The sequence below is a fragment of the Pseudomonas sp. NPDC086112 genome, assembly GCF_044746425.1.
GTDB lineage: Bacteria > Pseudomonadota > Gammaproteobacteria > Pseudomonadales > Pseudomonadaceae > Aquipseudomonas.
Genome location: NZ_JBIVCD010000028.1, coordinates 1 through 14,940 on the forward strand (window position 1 = coordinate 1; position 14,940 = coordinate 14,940).

Consider the following 14,940-nt stretch of genomic DNA (forward strand, 5'->3'; position numbering starts at 1 on the left):
CCCTAGGTGCCGGAGCCCGTGAAGTGTTCCTGATCGAAGAGCCGATGGCCGCTGCGATCGGTGCCGGCCTGCCGGTTGAAGAAGCTCGCGGTTCGATGGTTGTCGATATCGGTGGCGGTACCACTGAAATCGCGCTGATCTCCCTCAACGGTGTGGTCTATGCCGAATCCGTACGGGTTGGCGGCGACCGCTTCGACGAAGCGATCATCACCTACGTGCGTCGCAACTACGGCAGCCTGATCGGCGAATCCACCGCCGAGCGCATCAAACAGGAAATCGGTACGGCTTACCCGGGCGGCGAAGTTCGCGAAGTCGACGTTCGTGGCCGTAACCTGGCCGAAGGCGTTCCACGCGCATTCACCCTGAACTCCAATGAAGTGCTGGAAGCTCTGCAAGAGTCCCTGGCCACCATCGTTCAGGCCGTGAAAAGTGCACTGGAGCAATCGCCTCCGGAGCTGGCGTCCGATATCGCCGAACGTGGTCTGGTACTGACCGGTGGTGGCGCCTTGCTGCGCGACCTCGACAAGTTGCTGGCCCAGGAAACCGGTCTGCCGGTGATCGTCGCCGAAGACCCGTTGACCTGCGTTGCACGCGGCGGTGGCCGCGCATTGGAAATGATGGATAAACACACCATGGATCTGCTTTCCAGCGAATAAGTCGCCGGATCGCCTCTATGCTGTTGAGCGCGCAGGCAGCACTTTGCAGTGCTGCCTGTTGCGTTTATCTTCTGTCAGTCTGCATCCAGGCCGGTTTGATGCCGTATGAATAAAGAGAACATTTGCCTGGGAGGAGCGGCTTATTAAACCGCTTTTCACCAAAGGCCCCTCACTGGGCGTGCGCTTGTTGGTGCTGGCCGTGCTATCGGTCGCGCTGATGGTGGTCGATGCCCGCTTCACACTGCTCAAGCCAGTGCGTAGCCAAATGTCGCTGGTGCTGATGCAGTCTTACTGGATCACCGACCTGCCGCAGCGGCTATGGCAAGGTGTGGCCAGCCAATTTGGCAGCCGGACCGAACTGGTCGCCGAAAACGAAAAACTCAAAACCGAAAACCTGCTGTTGCAGGGGCGCATGCAAAAGCTGGCCGCCCTGACCGAGCAGAACGTTCGGCTGCGCGAGTTGCTCAACTCTTCCGCGCTGGTCAACGAAAAGGTCGAAGTGGCCGAGTTGATCGGCATGGACCCCAACCCCTTTACCCATCGCATCATCATCAATAAAGGTGAGCGCGACGGTGTGATCCTCGGTCAGCCGGTGCTCGATGCCCGCGGTCTGATGGGGCAAGTGGTCGAGTTGATGCCGTATACCTCCCGCGTACTGTTGCTGACTGACACCACTCACAGCATTCCGGTGCAGGTGAACCGTAACGGTCTGCGGGCGATTGCCAGCGGCACCGGTAACCCGGAACGTCTGGAGTTGCGTCATGTGGCCGATACCGCCGACATCAAAGAAGGCGATTTGCTGGTCAGCTCCGGCCTCGGTCAGCGTTTCCCGGCGGGTTACCCGGTGGCGACGGTCAAGGAAGTGATTCACGATTCCGGTCAACCATTCGCCATCGTCCGTGCGGTGCCGACCGCTGCGTTGAACCGCAGTCGTTATCTGTTGTTGGTGTTCAGTGATGGACGCACCCCAGAGGAACGCGCCAACGACGCCGCCCAGGCTCAGGAAGCGCTGGACCAGCATGGCGGTGGGCCGATCATTCCCGCAACCGTGCCCAAACCGGCCGTGTCGGTGATACCGGCTGCCGTTGCTGCTCCGGCTGCTCCGGCGGTTGCACCTGCTGCCGCAACCCCGGCAACCGCTGCTCATGCCGCCAGCAAGCCACCCGCGTCGGCACCGGCCGCCGTCAAACCACCGGCGGCCCAACCTGCTGCCGTGAAGCCAGCTGCCAGACCGCCTGTCTCCGCGCCGGCTACCACTGGGGGAAGAGAATAATGGGCGGTACTACTTCCTCCCGAAACGGCTGGATGGTCTGGCTGACCTTTGCCATTGGCATGCTGCTCAGCGTTTCGCCGCTGCCGCAGTTCATGGAAATCCTGCGTCCTCTATGGCTGGCCTTGCTGTTGGCCTTCTGGGCGCTGGCCCTGCCGCAGAAAGTCGGCATGGTGACCGCCTGGTGCCTGGGGCTGGCCGAAGATGTGCTGTATGGCACGTTGCTGGGCCAGAATGCATTGATCCTCACACTCATCACCTTCCTGGTGCTATCGCTGCAACAGCGCCTGCGCATGTTCCCGATGTGGCAACAGAGCCTGGTGATCCTGGTGATCTTCGGCCTCGCCCAACTGGTTCAGTTGTGGCTGAGCGCCCTGACCGGCAATCGCCAGCCGACCCTGGCCCTGGTGTTACCGGCACTGGTCAGCGCGTTGCTCTGGCCCTGGATCAGCTACGGTTTGCGCGGTTTGCGTCGACGCTACAAAATCAATTAATTCGGTCAGGCATTTGCCCATAACCTCGACAGGGAGATGTCTTGATGAAACAGCTGTACCTCGCCTCAGGCTCGCCGCGTCGGCGTGAATTGCTCACGCAGATCGGCGTGCCGTTTTCCGTCATCAGCGCGGACATCGATGAAACCCCTTTACCTGAAGAATGCCCATCGGCCTATGTCGAGCGTCTGGCGCGCAGCAAGGCCGAGGCCGGGCATGGCACGGTCGTGTCCGACGCCGATTTCTGCGTGCTGGGTGCCGACACCGCCGTGGTGCTGGACGGGAAAATTCTCGGCAAGCCGGTGGACGAAGCCGACGCATGCGCCATGCTTATGCTGTTGTCCGGGCGCGAACATGAAGTGCTGACTGCGATTGCGGTGCGCAATGGCGAGCGTTGCGAGTCTTCGGTGGTGCGCAGCCTGGTGCGTTTTCGCACCATCGACCGTGCCGAAGCCGCGGCCTATTGGGCCAGCGGCGAACCCCGGGACAAGGCGGGCGGTTACGGGATTCAAGGACTGGGCGCGGTGTTCGTCGCCGAGCTTAATGGCAGCTACTCGGCGGTGGTCGGATTGCCGTTGTGCGAAACCTGCGAGCTGCTCGGCCATTTCGGCATACCCTGTTGGCAAACCTTTAACGCGCGTTGAGCGTCGTACTGACAAGATGCGGCCATTATCGTGAACATGCCTGAACGAGACCCTGCCATGAGTGAAGAGATCCTGATCAACATCACGCCGATGGAATCGCGCGTGGCGGTGGTTGAAAACGGTGTCCTGCAAGAGGTCCATGTCGAGCGCACGCAAAAGCGCGGGATCGTCGGCAACATCTATAAAGGCAAAGTCGTGCGGGTATTGCCAGGCATGCAGGCCGCCTTCGTCGATATCGGTCTGGATCGCGCCGCGTTCATTCATGCCTCGGAGATTTCTCTTCGCGAAGGCCCGACGGTGGAAAGCATCAGCGCGCTGGTTCATGAAGGTCAAAGCCTGGTGGTGCAAGTCACCAAGGACCCGATCGGCTCCAAAGGCGCACGCCTGACCACGCAATTGTCGATTCCGTCGCGCTATCTGGTGTACATGCCGCGCACCGCCCACGTCGGCATTTCCCTGAAGATCGAGGACGAAGCCGAGCGCGAACGTCTCAAGCAGGTGGTTACCGACTGCGTGGCCAAAGAAGGCATCAAGGAGGCCGGCGGTTTCATTTTGCGTACCGCTGCCGAAGGGGCCGGGGCCGATGAAATTCTCATGGACATCCGCTATCTGCGCAGGCTCTGGGACCAGATCAACGAACAGATCAAGACCATCAGCGCGCCGAGTGTGATTTACGAAGACCTCGGCCTTGCGCTACGCACCTTGCGTGACCTGGTGAGCCCGAAGATCGAGAAGATCCGCATCGATTCCCGGGAAACCTTCCAGAAAACCACGCAATTCGTCGCCGAATTGATGCCGGAGATTGCCGACCGTCTGGAGCATTACCCTGGCGAACGGCCGATCTTCGACCTGTACGGTGTCGAAGACGAGATCCAGAAAGCCCTGGAGCGCAAGGTACCGCTCAAATCCGGCGGCTATCTGGTGGTCGATCCAGCGGAAGCCATGAGCACCATCGACGTCAATACCGGGGCCTTTGTCGGTCATCGCAACCTCGAAGAAACCATCTTCAAGACCAACCTCGAAGCCGCCACCGCCATTGCCCGTCAGCTGCGCCTGCGTAATCTGGGCGGGATTATCATCATCGACTTCATCGACATGGAAGATGAAGAGCATCAGCGTCAGGTGTTGCGAACCCTCGAGAAGCAACTGGAACGCGATCACGCCAAGACCAACATCATCGGCATTACCGAGTTGGGCCTGGTGCAGATGACCCGCAAGCGCACCCGTGAAAGTCTTGAGCAAGTGCTGTGCGAACCGTGCAGCAGCTGCCAGGGTCGCGGCAAACTCAAGACCCCGGAAACCGTGTGCTACGAGATCTTCCGCGAAATCCTGCGTGAGGCCCGGGCCTATCAGGCTGAAGGCTATCGGGTGCTGGCGAATCAGAAAGTGGTCGACCGTTTGCTCGACGAAGAGTCGGGCAATGTCGCCGAGCTCGAAGGCTTTATCGGGCGCACCATTCGGTTCCAGGTGGAAACCATGTACTCCCAGGAACAATACGACGTGGTGTTGCTCTGAATCGTTGTGTTTTTACCTCCACTAGAACGGCTGGCCTCAGCTTTTTGCAGTATTTTTGCCACGGGAGCCAACTGACATGGACCGTCTGACACGCATTTTGGCCGCACTGACCCGCTGGGGTCTGGGCCTGTGTGCGTTGGTTTTAGTGCTGATGGCGTTGTTCGTCAGCCTCGGCCGAGAGCTGACGCCGCTGGTGGCCGAGTACCGTGCCGACGTCGAAGACAAAGCCAGCGATGCCTTGGGCATGCCCCTGCAGATCGGCAAGCTGGAAGGCAACTGGAGCGGTTTCGCCCCAGTTCTTTTGGCCCATGACGTGATGGTTGGCGCGGGTTCCAATGCCTTGCGCCTGGATCAGGTGCGCGCGGTGCCGGATCTCTGGGCCAGCCTGCTGGCGCGCGAAGTGCGCATCGCACACCTGGAACTCAACGGCCTGAAGATCAGCCTCAAGGAAGGTGAGGACGGTCATTGGGCGCTGGAAGGTTTGCCGGTGCAGCAGGACCAGCCGCTGAACCCGGAGCAACTGCTCAATCGCATGCAGAGGGTCCAGCAGCTGTCGGTACTCGACAGCCAGATCACCTTGCAGCCGTTGGGGGAGTCGCCGCTGACCCTGACGTATGTCGGCCTGAATCTGAAAACCGGTCCATCTCGTCAGCGGCTTGATGCCCGTTTGACCCTGCCCGACGGCCAGCCGGTGGCGATGAGCCTGCGCACCCGTTTGCGCGCTGACCAATGGAAGGACGGCGAAGCGGACGCTTACCTGAGCCTGCCGCAAAGCGATTGGTCGAAATGGTTGCCCGAGCGCCTGACCCAGCAATGGAATTTTTCCGAGATCAAGGCCGGTGGCGAGTTCTGGATGAACTGGAGCAAGGGCACCGTGCAACGCGCCGCGATTCGCTTGAACGCGCCGCAACTCAAGGGCGCCTATGCCGAGCGCAAGCCGATCCAGATCAATAATCTGGCGCTGAACGGGTATTTCCAGCGCAGTTCCACAGGCGTTCTGGTGACCCTGGATTCTCTGGCCATGAGCCTGGGTGACAGCCGCTGGGAATCGAAACTGCAATTTCAACAAACGGCGGCGACAGACAAGGCGCCAGAGCTCTTGCATCTGCAAGCCGACCGTCTCGATCTCACACCGCTCACTCCGCTGCTGAACGCATTGGGCCCGCTGCCCGAAGGGATCGCCACGGCGGTCGAGCGGCTCAAGGTCACCGGAGTCTTGCGCAATGTGCTGATCGACTTCCGCCCAGCCGCTACCGATGACACTAAATTCAGCTTTGCCGCCAACCTGGACAAAGTCGGGTTCGACGCTTATCGCGGTGCGCCAGCGGTGCGAAATGTCAGTGGCAGCATCAGCGGCGACCTCGGGCAGGGCGAACTGCGCATGGACAGCAAGGATTTCTCCCTGCATCTGGACCCGATTTTCGCCAAGCCATGGCAATACATTCAGGCCAACGCCCGGTTGACCTGGAAACTCGACAAAGAAGCTTTCACCCTGATCGCACCGTACCTGAAGGTGCTGGGTGAAGAGGGCAAGATTGCCGGCGATTTCCTGATCCGCCTGCATTTCGATCGCGCCCAGGAAGACTACATGGACCTGCGGGTCGGCCTGGTCGACGGCGACGGTCGCTACACTGCCAAGTACCTGCCGACGGTTCTCAGCCCGGGGCTCGACGAATGGCTGCGCACCGCGATTCTCAAAGGCGCCGTGGATGAAGGCTTCTTCCAGTACCAGGGTTCGCTGAACCACGGCGCCGCCGAAACGGCTCGCAGCATCAGCCTGTTTTTCAAGGTCCACGATGCCGAGCTGGCGTTTCAGCCGGGCTGGCCGCATGTCAGCAAGGTCAGCGGCGATGTGTTCATCGAAGACAGCGGCGTGCGGATCCTCGCGAGCGAGGGCCAATTGCTCGACACCCAGGTCAGCGACGTCTACGTCAATATTCCCCGTGTGCCTGCCGGGCAGAGCACTCATCTGTTCCTCGATGGCGCGTTCGCTGGCGGGTTGGGCGATGGCCTGAAGATTCTGCAAGAAGCGCCAATCGGCACCGCCGACACGTTCGCTGGCTGGGAAGGCGAGGGCGATCTGCAAGGCAAGCTCAAACTCGATATCCCGCTGGTCAAAGGCGAGCAGCCGAAAATCCTCGTCGACTTCAAAACCGCCAAGGCCCGTTTGAAGCTCAGTGAGCCCACCCTCGAACTGACGCAACTCAAGGGTGATTTCCGTTTCGACAGCACCAAGGGGCTGAGCGGGCAAAAGATCACGGCGCGAGCCTTCGACAAGCCGGTGACCGCACAGATATTTGCTGAAGGCAGCCCGGGAAAGCTCAACACTCGGGTCGCGGCGACGAGTGAGGTCGAGGTCAAAAAACTGACTGAATGGCTGAATGTCACTCAGCCATTGCCGGTGACGGGGACGATCCCTTATCAGCTGCAACTGAACCTTGATGGCGCCGACAGCCAATTGATGGTCAGCTCCAACCTCAAAGGCGTGGCGGTGGATTTGCCGGCGCCGTTCGGCATGGCGGCCGATGTCGGGCGCGATACCGTGTTCCGCATGACCCTGCAGGGGCCGGAGCGACGTTACTGGGCCACCTATGGTGAACTGGCGAATTTCACGTTTGCGGCACCGACCGGCAATTTCGCCGACGGTCGCGGCGAGTTGTTTCTCGGTGGCGGCAGTGCCGTGTTGCCCGGCGCCAAAGGCTTGCGCGTGCGTGGGGTACTGTCCGAGCTGGATGTCGCCCCCTGGCAGGATCTGGTGACCAAATATGCTGGTCAGGATCCTGGCGGCAGTGCCAAACAGTTGCTTAGTGGCGCGGATTTGAAGGTTGGAAAACTCACGGGTTTCGGCACCACCCTCGATCAGGCGTCGGTGCAGTTGGCGCGCAAACCGGCCGCGTGGGCCCTGCAACTCGACAGTCAGCAGGCCAAGGGCAGCGTGGGAATTCCCGATGCGAAAGCCGCACCGATTGCGGTCAATCTGCAGTACGTACGTTTGCCGGCACGAGACCCTACCGCGCTGGCTGACGAGAATTCGCCGGATCCGCTGGCCACGGTGGACCCGACGAAGATCCCGGCGCTGGATGTCACTATTAATCAGCTGTTCCAGGGGCCGGATCTGGTGGGCGGGTGGCACCTGAAGGTTCGGCCGACCGACAAGGGCGTCGCCTTCAATGCCCTTGATCTGGGCCTCAAGGGCATTCTCTTGCGGGGCAGCGGTGGCTGGGAAGGCGTGCCGGGTAACTCCAGCAGTTGGTACAAGGGCCGAGTCAGTGGCAAGAACCTTGCCGACGTGCTCAAGGGCTGGGGTTTTGCACCGAGCGTCACCAGCGAAGAGTTTCATATGGACGTCGATGGTCGCTGGCCTGGGTCACCCGCGTGGCTGGCCACCAAACGCTTCTCCGGCAGCCTTGATGCGTCGCTGAATAAAGGTCAGTTCATTGAAGTCGAGGGCGGGGCTCAGGCGCTGCGGGTATTTGGCCTGCTCAACTTCAACTCCATTGGCCGCCGCTTGCGCCTGGACTTTTCCGACCTGTTCGGCAAAGGCTTGAGCTATGACCGGGTCAAAGGCTTGCTGGTTGCCAGTAACGGCGTTTACGTGACCCGTGAACCCATTCTGCTGACCGGGCCGTCGAGCAATGTGGAGCTCAACGGCACGCTGGACCTGGTGGGTGATCAGATCGATGCCAAGTTGTTGGTGACTTTACCGGTGACCAACAATCTGCCGATTGCCGCGCTGATCGTCGGTGCGCCGGCCGTCGGCGGGGCGCTGTTCCTGATCGACAAGCTGATCGGTGACCGCGTGGCGCGCTATGCCAGCGTCAAATACACCGTCAAAGGCCCATGGAAAGATCCGAAAATCACCTTCGACAAGCCTTTTTGAATTCTTTTGAAAAAGCACTCTTTGGGCCTATGGAGTAGCATGTCCGTACGTTCGAATGCGCCGACGCTAATCCCTGTAGGAGCGAGCGGTCATGTGTTGTTTTGAGTAAGGAAATGGCCATGTCTGTAGCGGTGATTCAAATGGTCAGCCAGAGCGACGTGCTGGTCAATCTGGCCCAGGCCCGTCGTCTGCTTGAGCAGGCGGCGAGCGGTGGCGCGCGGCTTGCCGTGCTGCCGGAAAACTTCGCTGCCATGGGCCGTCGCGACATTGCCGACATCGGCCGCGCCGAAGCCTTGGGCGAAGGCCCGATCCTGCCGTGGTTGAAACAGACCGCCCGCGACCTCAAGTTATGGATAGTGGCCGGCACATTGCCGTTGCCGCCGGAGGACCAACCGACGGCCAAAGTGCACGCATGCTCGTTGCTGGTGGATGACCGCGGCGAAACCGTTGCACGGTATGACAAGCTGCACCTGTTCGACGTAGACGTGGCGGATAATCGCGGGCGTTATCGCGAATCCGATGACTATGCTTATGGCAGTGGTGTGGTTATTGCCGACACTCCGGTCGGTCGAGTCGGCCTGACGGTGTGTTATGACCTGCGTTTCCCGGAGCTGTACAGCGAATTGCGTGCGGCCGGCGCGGAATTGATTACCGCACCGTCGGCCTTTACCGCGGTGACCGGCGCGGCCCATTGGGAGGTGCTGATTCGCGCGCGGGCCATCGAGACCCAGTGTTACATGCTCGCGGCCGCCCAGGGTGGAACGCATCCGGGGCCACGAGAAACCTTTGGTCACGCCGCCATCGTCGACCCATGGGGGCGTGTGCTGGCGCAACAGGATCAAGGCGAGGCCGTGCTGCTGGCCCAACGCGACAGCAGCGAACAGGCGTCTATCAGGGCGCGGATGCCGGTGTCCACTCACCGGCGCTTTTTCTCGCAGGGCGCCCAGCGACCTGCATCAGAACGACGAATTTAAGGCGTAAAGCATATGAGCGAGTTGTTGTCCTCCGTCAGTGAACACCTCCTGGCGCCCGGCGGCGTAACGATCGAGAGCCTGCAAGGTGTGCTCGGCGATCTGGCCGGCCCGGGCATCGATGCCGCCGACCTGTATTTCCAGGGGCAGATTTCCGAGTCCTGGGCGCTGGAAGACGGGATCGTCAAGGAAGGCAGCTTCAATCTTGACCAGGGTGTCGGTGTGCGTGCGCAATCGGGTGAAAAAACCGGTTTCGCCTACAGCAATGCGATCACCCTCGAAGCACTGGGCGCGGCTGCCCGTGCGGCCCGTTCGATCTCCCGGGCCGGGCAGAACGGCACTGTGCAGGCATTCACCACCCAGGATGTCGCCCAATTGTACGGGCAGGATAATCCGCTGGAAGTGATGACCCGTGCCGAGAAAGTCGAGCTGCTCAAGCGTATCGACGTGGCAACCCGTGCCCTCGACCCGCGTATCCAGCAAGTGACTGTGAGCATGGCCGGGGTCTGGGAGCGGATTTTGATTGCTTCCACCGATGGCGGCCTGGCGGCAGATGTGCGACCGCTGGTGCGTTTCAATGTCAGCGTGATCGTCGAGCAGAATGGCCGTCGTGAACGCGGCGGTCATGGCGGTGGTGGTCGTACCGATTACCGCTATTTCCTCAGCGACGACCGCGCCATGGGCTATGCCCGCGAAGCGTTGCGTCAGGCGCTGGTGAATCTGGAAGCGATCCCGGCCCCGGCCGGTACATTGCCGGTGGTATTGGGTTCGGGTTGGTCCGGCGTGTTGTTGCACGAAGCCGTCGGCCATGGTCTGGAAGGCGATTTCAACCGCAAGGGCAGTTCGGCCTACAGCGGGCGCATGGGCGAGATGGTTGCCTCGAAGCTCTGCACCATCGTCGATGACGGCACCCTCGCCGGGCGCCGTGGTTCGCTGAGCGTCGACGACGAAGGCACCCCGACCGAGTGCACCACGCTGATCGAAAACGGCGTGCTCAAAGGTTATATGCAGGACAAGCTTAATGCGCGCCTGATGGGCGTGGCCCGCACCGGCAACGGTCGTCGGGAATCCTATGCGCACCTGCCGATGCCGCGCATGACCAACACTTACATGCTGGCAGGCGAAAGCGACCCGGCAGAAATCATCGCCTCGGTAAAGAAAGGCATCTACTGCGCCAACCTCGGCGGTGGTCAGGTGGACATCACCAGCGGCAAGTTCGTGTTCTCCACCAGCGAGGCGTACCTGATCGAAGACGGCAAGATTACTGCCCCGGTCAAAGGCGCGACGTTGATCGGCAACGGGCCGGAAGCCATGAGCAAGGTGTCGATGGTCGGTAACGATCTGGCGCTGGACAGCGGTGTGGGCACGTGTGGCAAGGATGGGCAGTCGGTGCCGGTGGGTGTCGGCCAACCAACGCTGAAGATTGATGCGATTACTGTGGGTGGCACAGGATCGTAAGAAGGGATGGAGCTTCGGGTGAGCCGCTTGGCAACTCACCCGATTCGGGACTTAACGCAGACCGCGTTGAGTCTCGTCCAGCTCACGGATGTACTTGAAGATTTTACGGCTCGAAGCCGGTGGCTTGTTGGTCGCCAGTTCGTGCTGGGCCTGACGGATCAGGGAGCGCAATTGCTGACGATCAGCTTCCGGGTAGTCGAGCACGAACTTCTCCAGGACTGCATCGTCGCCCGCGATCAAGCGATCGCGCCAGCGTTCCAGGCCATGGAAGCGTTCGTTGTACTGCCGAGTGGAGGCATCCAGTTGATCGAGCAGAGTCAGAATGGCGTCAGTGTCCTGATCGCGCATCAGTTTGCCGATGAACATAAGGTGCCGTTTACGCGCGATATTCGCGGTGTGCTTGGGCGCATCGGCCAAGGCCCGGCGCATAGCGTCGGTCAACGGCAGTTTTGCCAGCAAGTCAGGCTTGAGTGTTGTAAGGCGCTCGCCAAGGTCAACCAGAGCATGAAGCTCGCGTTTAACCTGGGATTTGCTTTTTTCTCCCGTATCGAGGGAGTCGTCGTAAGAATCAACCATGGTGGCCGTCCGCAAAGAAACGCCGCCATGATAACCAGTCGGGGGCCGCTTGTCCGGCCCGGTCGCTCGAAGGCCCCAGCCGAAAGCAGAATTTGAGTGGAGAACAGCATGAGTGCAGTTGAAAGCGTCGGCCCACAAGCGTTGCCGGCACTGCAAGAACAAGTCGAGCAGATCATCGCTGAAGCCAAGCGCCAGGGCGCCAGTGCCTGTGAAGTGGCCGTGTCGCTGGAGCAGGGCTTGTCGACCACGGTGCGTCAGCGGGAAGTCGAAACCGTTGAGTTCAATCGCGATCAGGGCTTCGGCATCACCTTGTACGTAGGCCAGCGCAAAGGCTCGGCCAGCACCTCGGCCAGCGGTTCGGAAGCGATTCGCGAAACCGTCGCCGCGGCACTCGCTATTGCCAAGCACACGTCTGAAGACGAAGCCTCGGGCCTGGCGGATGCCGCGCTGATGGCCAAGGATTTGCAGGATTTTGACCTGTTCCATCAATGGGACATTACCCCGGAGCAAGCCATCGAGCAGGCCCTGGCCTGTGAAGCGGCGGCGTTTGCCGCCGACAGCCGGATCAAGAATGCCGATGGCACCACCCTCAGCACTCACCAGGGCTGCCGGGTTTACGGTAACAGCCACGGTTTTATCGGTGCTTACGCGTCCACTCGTCACAGCCTCAGTTGCGTAATGATCGCCGAAGCCGATGGCCAGATGCAGCGCGATTACTGGTATGACGTGAACCGTCAGGGCAATTTGCTGGCCTCTCCAGAGAGCATCGGCCAGCGTGCCGCGCAACGGGCGGCGAGCCGTCTGGGCGCGCGTCCCGTGCCGACCTGTGAAGTGCCGGTGCTGTTTTCCGCGGAACTGGCCGGTGGCTTGTTCGGCAGTTTCCTGTCGGCGATCTCCGGTGGCAGTCTGTACCGCAAATCGTCGTTCCTCGAAGGCACGCTGGGGCAGAAGCTGTTCCCGGAATGGCTGACCATCGATGAGCGTCCGCACCTGATGCGCGCTCTGGGCAGTTCGGCGTTCGATGGCGATGGCCTGGCGACCTACGCCAAGCCGTTCGTGGAGAAGGGCGAGTTGGTGTCCTACGTACTCGGCACCTACTCCGGCCGCAAGCTAGGCATGCCGAGCACTGCCAACGCCGGCGGCGTGCACAACCTGTTCGTCACCCATGGTGACGAAGATCAGGCCGCCTTGCTGCGCCGCATGGGGCGAGGCTTGCTGGTCACCGAGCTGATGGGGCAGGGCCTGAACATGGTCACTGGCGATTACTCCCGTGGAGCGGCGGGTTTCTGGGTCGAGAACGGGGAAATCCAGTTCGCGGTGCAGGAGGTGACTATCGCCGGCAACATGCGTGACATGTTCAAGCAGATCATTGCGGTCGGTAATGACCTGGAATTGCGCAGCAATATTCGCACCGGGTCGGTGTTGATCGAGCGGATGACAGTGGCGGGTAGCTAAGCCTCCGATCTCTGCACAAAAAGGCGCGCCACCCCATTGGGTGGCGCGCCTTTTTTTATGCGTTGGAAAAGATCCCTGTGGGAGCGGGCTTGCTCGCGAAGAGGCCATCACATTCGACATCAGCGTCGGCTGGTACACCGCTTTCGCGAGCAAGCCCGCTCCCACAAAGTACTCAGTGCTTTGCCGTGCTTGTTTTGGTTCTCATTATCATCTAATAATAAATCTCATTACCGAATGAGCCCGGATCATGAGTTCTGCCTTGCACGAGCAGCCTTACCTCGAAAGCTGGCGCTGGATGAGTCGCCAGATCCGTTGCGCCATGGACCCTGACGAACCGCGCCTGATCGAACATTACCTGGCCGAAGGCCGGTATCTGGCGTGTTGCACGGCCACCTCTCCCTGGACCATCGCCGAAACCTCTTTCCGTTTGCTGCTCGACACCGCCGTCGATGTCGCGCTGCCCTGGCACTGGCGCAGCCTGTGTCTCGACCAGGCCTGGCGGCCGTTGCGCGATCTCGAACGGCAATCACTCTGCAAATGCCGCCTCAAGCGCTGGCAAAGCTATGCCTGGCAACTGGCGACCTGCGAGTTGCAACCCTCCATCCCTCTCATAGAACTGGTGCAAGGATCTCCTGATGAGTAACACACGTATCGAACGCGACAGCATGGGCGAACTTCAGGTCCCGGTGGACGCTCTCTATGGCGCGCAAACCCAGCGCGCGGTGGATAACTTCCCGATCAGCGGCCAACCGATGCCCGTGCAGTTCATCCGGGCGCTGATTCTGGCCAAGGCCGCTGCCGCCCGAGCCAACGTCGAGCTCAAACAGATCAGCGAATCCCAGGGCAAGGCGATCGTCGACGCCGCTCAAGGCTTGCTCGAAGGCGATTTCATGCAGCACTTCCCGGTGGATATCTTCCAGACCGGTTCCGGCACCAGTTCCAACATGAACGCCAACGAAGTGATCGCCACCCTGGCCAGCCGCTTGTTGGGCGAGCCGGTGAATCCCAACGATCACGTCAATTGCGGCCAAAGCAGCAACGACATCATCCCGACCACCATCCATGTCAGCGCCGCATTGAGCTTGCATGAGCAGTTGCTGCCGGCGTTGGTGCATCTGGTGCAGGTGATCGAGCACAAGGCCGAGCAGGTTCATCCATTTGTCAAAACCGGGCGTACCCATTTGATGGACGCCATGCCGGTGCGCATGAGTCAGGTGCTCAATGGTTGGGCGCAACAGCTCAAGGCCAATATCGGTCATTTGCAGGATTTGCTGCCGAGTCTGCAATCGCTGGCCCAGGGCGGCACGGCGGTGGGTACCGGGATCAATGCTCATCCGCAATTTGCGGCGCATTTCAGCCAGCAACTCAGCCAACTGACGCAGGTTCAGTTCACGCCGGGCAAGGACTTGTTTGCGCTGATCGGCTCGCAGGACACGGCGGTCAGCGTTTCAGGGCAGCTCAAGGCTACAGCGGTTTCTTTGATGAAAATCGCCAACGACCTGCGCTGGATGAATTCCGGGCCGTTGGCCGGGCTCGGTGAAATCGAACTCGAAGCCTTGCAGCCCGGCTCGTCGATCATGCCCGGTAAAGTCAATCCGGTGATCCCGGAAGCTACCGCGATGGTCGCCGCTCAGGTGATTGGCAACGACACGGTGATCACCGTCGCCGGTCAGTCGGGCAATTTCGAGCTGAACGTCATGCTGCCGATCATCGCCCATAACCTGCTGAGCAGTATCCAATTGCTGGCCAACGCCAGCCGTCTGCTGGGTGACAAGGCTATCGCCAGCTTCAAGGTCAACGAGGCCCGGCTCAAGGAAGCGCTGTCGCGCAATCCGATTCTGGTCACTGCACTCAACCCGATCATTGGTTACCAAAAAGCCGCTGAGATTGCCAAGAAGGCTTATCAGCAGGGCCGGCCGGTGATCGATGTCGCCCTGGAACACACCGACCTGACGCGCAGCCAACTGGAAGAATTGCTCAACCCAGAGAAGCTCACCGCAGGCGGCGTGTAATCACCGCTACCG

Annotated in this window: 11 protein-coding genes and 1 pseudogene; 11 read left to right on the forward strand and 1 reads right to left on the reverse strand. The window is 60.7% G+C overall.

The window, feature by feature from the left end; genetic code table 11:
- From mreB to tldD, 8 genes and pseudogenes are all read left to right on the forward strand, one after another.
- A pseudogene (gene mreB, locus ACIPLA_RS18790) lies at positions 1 to 656 on the forward strand (rod shape-determining protein MreB); the annotation flags it as partial.
- Between the two features lie 142 nt (positions 657 to 798).
- Entirely contained in the window at positions 799 to 1,929 is a 1,131-nt protein-coding gene (gene mreC, locus ACIPLA_RS18795; RefSeq protein WP_401175058.1) for a rod shape-determining protein MreC, read from the forward strand.
- Positions 1,929 to 2,420, forward strand: a complete 492-nt coding sequence (gene mreD / locus ACIPLA_RS18800; RefSeq protein ID WP_007901481.1) for a rod shape-determining protein MreD — start codon at positions 1,929 to 1,931, stop codon at positions 2,418 to 2,420. The genes mreC and mreD overlap by 1 nt, the downstream gene beginning before the upstream one ends.
- Before the next feature lie 44 nt (positions 2,421 to 2,464).
- Positions 2,465 to 3,061: a Maf family protein gene (locus ACIPLA_RS18805; RefSeq protein WP_401174970.1), complete on the forward strand. Its 597-nt coding sequence runs from the start codon at positions 2,465 to 2,467 to the stop codon at positions 3,059 to 3,061.
- Between the two features lie 57 nt (positions 3,062 to 3,118).
- Positions 3,119 to 4,576 carry a ribonuclease G gene (gene rng / locus ACIPLA_RS18810; RefSeq protein WP_008067330.1) on the forward strand — a complete coding sequence of 486 codons (1,458 nt, stop codon included), beginning with the start codon at positions 3,119 to 3,121 and terminating at the stop codon, positions 4,574 to 4,576.
- A 76-nt stretch (positions 4,577 to 4,652) separates the two neighbouring features.
- Entirely contained in the window at positions 4,653 to 8,456 is a 3,804-nt protein-coding gene (locus tag ACIPLA_RS18815; protein ID WP_401174973.1) for a YhdP family protein, read from the forward strand.
- A 119-nt stretch (positions 8,457 to 8,575) separates the two neighbouring features.
- Entirely contained in the window at positions 8,576 to 9,430 is an 855-nt protein-coding gene (locus tag ACIPLA_RS18820; RefSeq protein WP_218398682.1) for a carbon-nitrogen hydrolase family protein, read from the forward strand.
- Between the two features lie 12 nt (positions 9,431 to 9,442).
- Positions 9,443 to 10,885 (forward strand): metalloprotease TldD, encoded by a 1,443-nt coding sequence (tldD, locus tag ACIPLA_RS18825; protein ID WP_401174977.1) that lies wholly within the window; start codon positions 9,443 to 9,445, stop codon positions 10,883 to 10,885.
- Between the two features lie 51 nt (positions 10,886 to 10,936).
- On the opposite strand, the gene yjgA is transcribed toward tldD, so the two are convergent.
- On the reverse strand, positions 10,937 to 11,461 hold the full coding sequence (gene yjgA / locus ACIPLA_RS18830) for a ribosome biogenesis factor YjgA (protein WP_007901505.1): 525 nt from the start codon (positions 11,459 to 11,461) through the stop codon (positions 10,937 to 10,939).
- A gap of 108 nt (positions 11,462 to 11,569) precedes the next feature.
- Between yjgA and pmbA the strand changes: the two genes are divergently transcribed.
- The 3 genes from pmbA (at position 11,570) to ACIPLA_RS18845 (ending at position 14,928) form a co-directional block, all read left to right on the forward strand.
- Positions 11,570 to 12,916: a metalloprotease PmbA gene (pmbA, locus tag ACIPLA_RS18835; RefSeq protein WP_401174980.1), complete on the forward strand. Its 1,347-nt coding sequence runs from the start codon at positions 11,570 to 11,572 to the stop codon at positions 12,914 to 12,916.
- 247 nt (positions 12,917 to 13,163) lie between these two features.
- Positions 13,164 to 13,559, forward strand: coding sequence for a FagA protein (locus tag ACIPLA_RS18840; RefSeq protein WP_123498981.1), 396 nt, complete (start codon positions 13,164 to 13,166; stop codon positions 13,557 to 13,559).
- Positions 13,552 to 14,928 (forward strand): aspartate ammonia-lyase, encoded by a 1,377-nt coding sequence (locus ACIPLA_RS18845; RefSeq protein WP_218398684.1) that lies wholly within the window; start codon positions 13,552 to 13,554, stop codon positions 14,926 to 14,928. Before ACIPLA_RS18840 ends, ACIPLA_RS18845 begins: the two co-directional genes overlap by 8 nt.
- Positions 14,929 to 14,940 lie beyond the last annotated feature (12 nt).

What these genes read in the sequence shown, in the direction of transcription:
- ACIPLA_RS18805 (WP_401174970.1), top strand. Translation starts at nt 2,465, where the DNA reads ATGAAACAGCTGTACCTCGCCTCAGGCTCGCCGCGTCGGCGTGAATTG.
- tldD (WP_401174977.1), top strand. Translation starts at nt 9,443, where the DNA reads ATGAGCGAGTTGTTGTCCTCCGTCAGTGAACACCTCCTGGCGCCCGGC.
- ACIPLA_RS18845 (WP_218398684.1), top strand. Translation starts at nt 13,552, where the DNA reads ATGAGTAACACACGTATCGAACGCGACAGCATGGGCGAACTTCAGGTC.
- ACIPLA_RS18815 (WP_401174973.1), top strand. Translation starts at nt 4,653, where the DNA reads ATGGACCGTCTGACACGCATTTTGGCCGCACTGACCCGCTGGGGTCTG.
- rng (WP_008067330.1), top strand. Translation starts at nt 3,119, where the DNA reads ATGAGTGAAGAGATCCTGATCAACATCACGCCGATGGAATCGCGCGTG.
- yjgA (WP_007901505.1), bottom strand. Translation starts at nt 11,461, where the DNA reads ATGGTTGATTCTTACGACGACTCCCTCGATACGGGAGAAAAAAGCAAA.
- ACIPLA_RS18820 (WP_218398682.1), top strand. Translation starts at nt 8,576, where the DNA reads ATGTCTGTAGCGGTGATTCAAATGGTCAGCCAGAGCGACGTGCTGGTC.
- pmbA (WP_401174980.1), top strand. Translation starts at nt 11,570, where the DNA reads ATGAGTGCAGTTGAAAGCGTCGGCCCACAAGCGTTGCCGGCACTGCAA.
- mreD (WP_007901481.1), top strand. Translation starts at nt 1,929, where the DNA reads ATGGGCGGTACTACTTCCTCCCGAAACGGCTGGATGGTCTGGCTGACC.
- ACIPLA_RS18840 (WP_123498981.1), top strand. Translation starts at nt 13,164, where the DNA reads ATGAGTTCTGCCTTGCACGAGCAGCCTTACCTCGAAAGCTGGCGCTGG.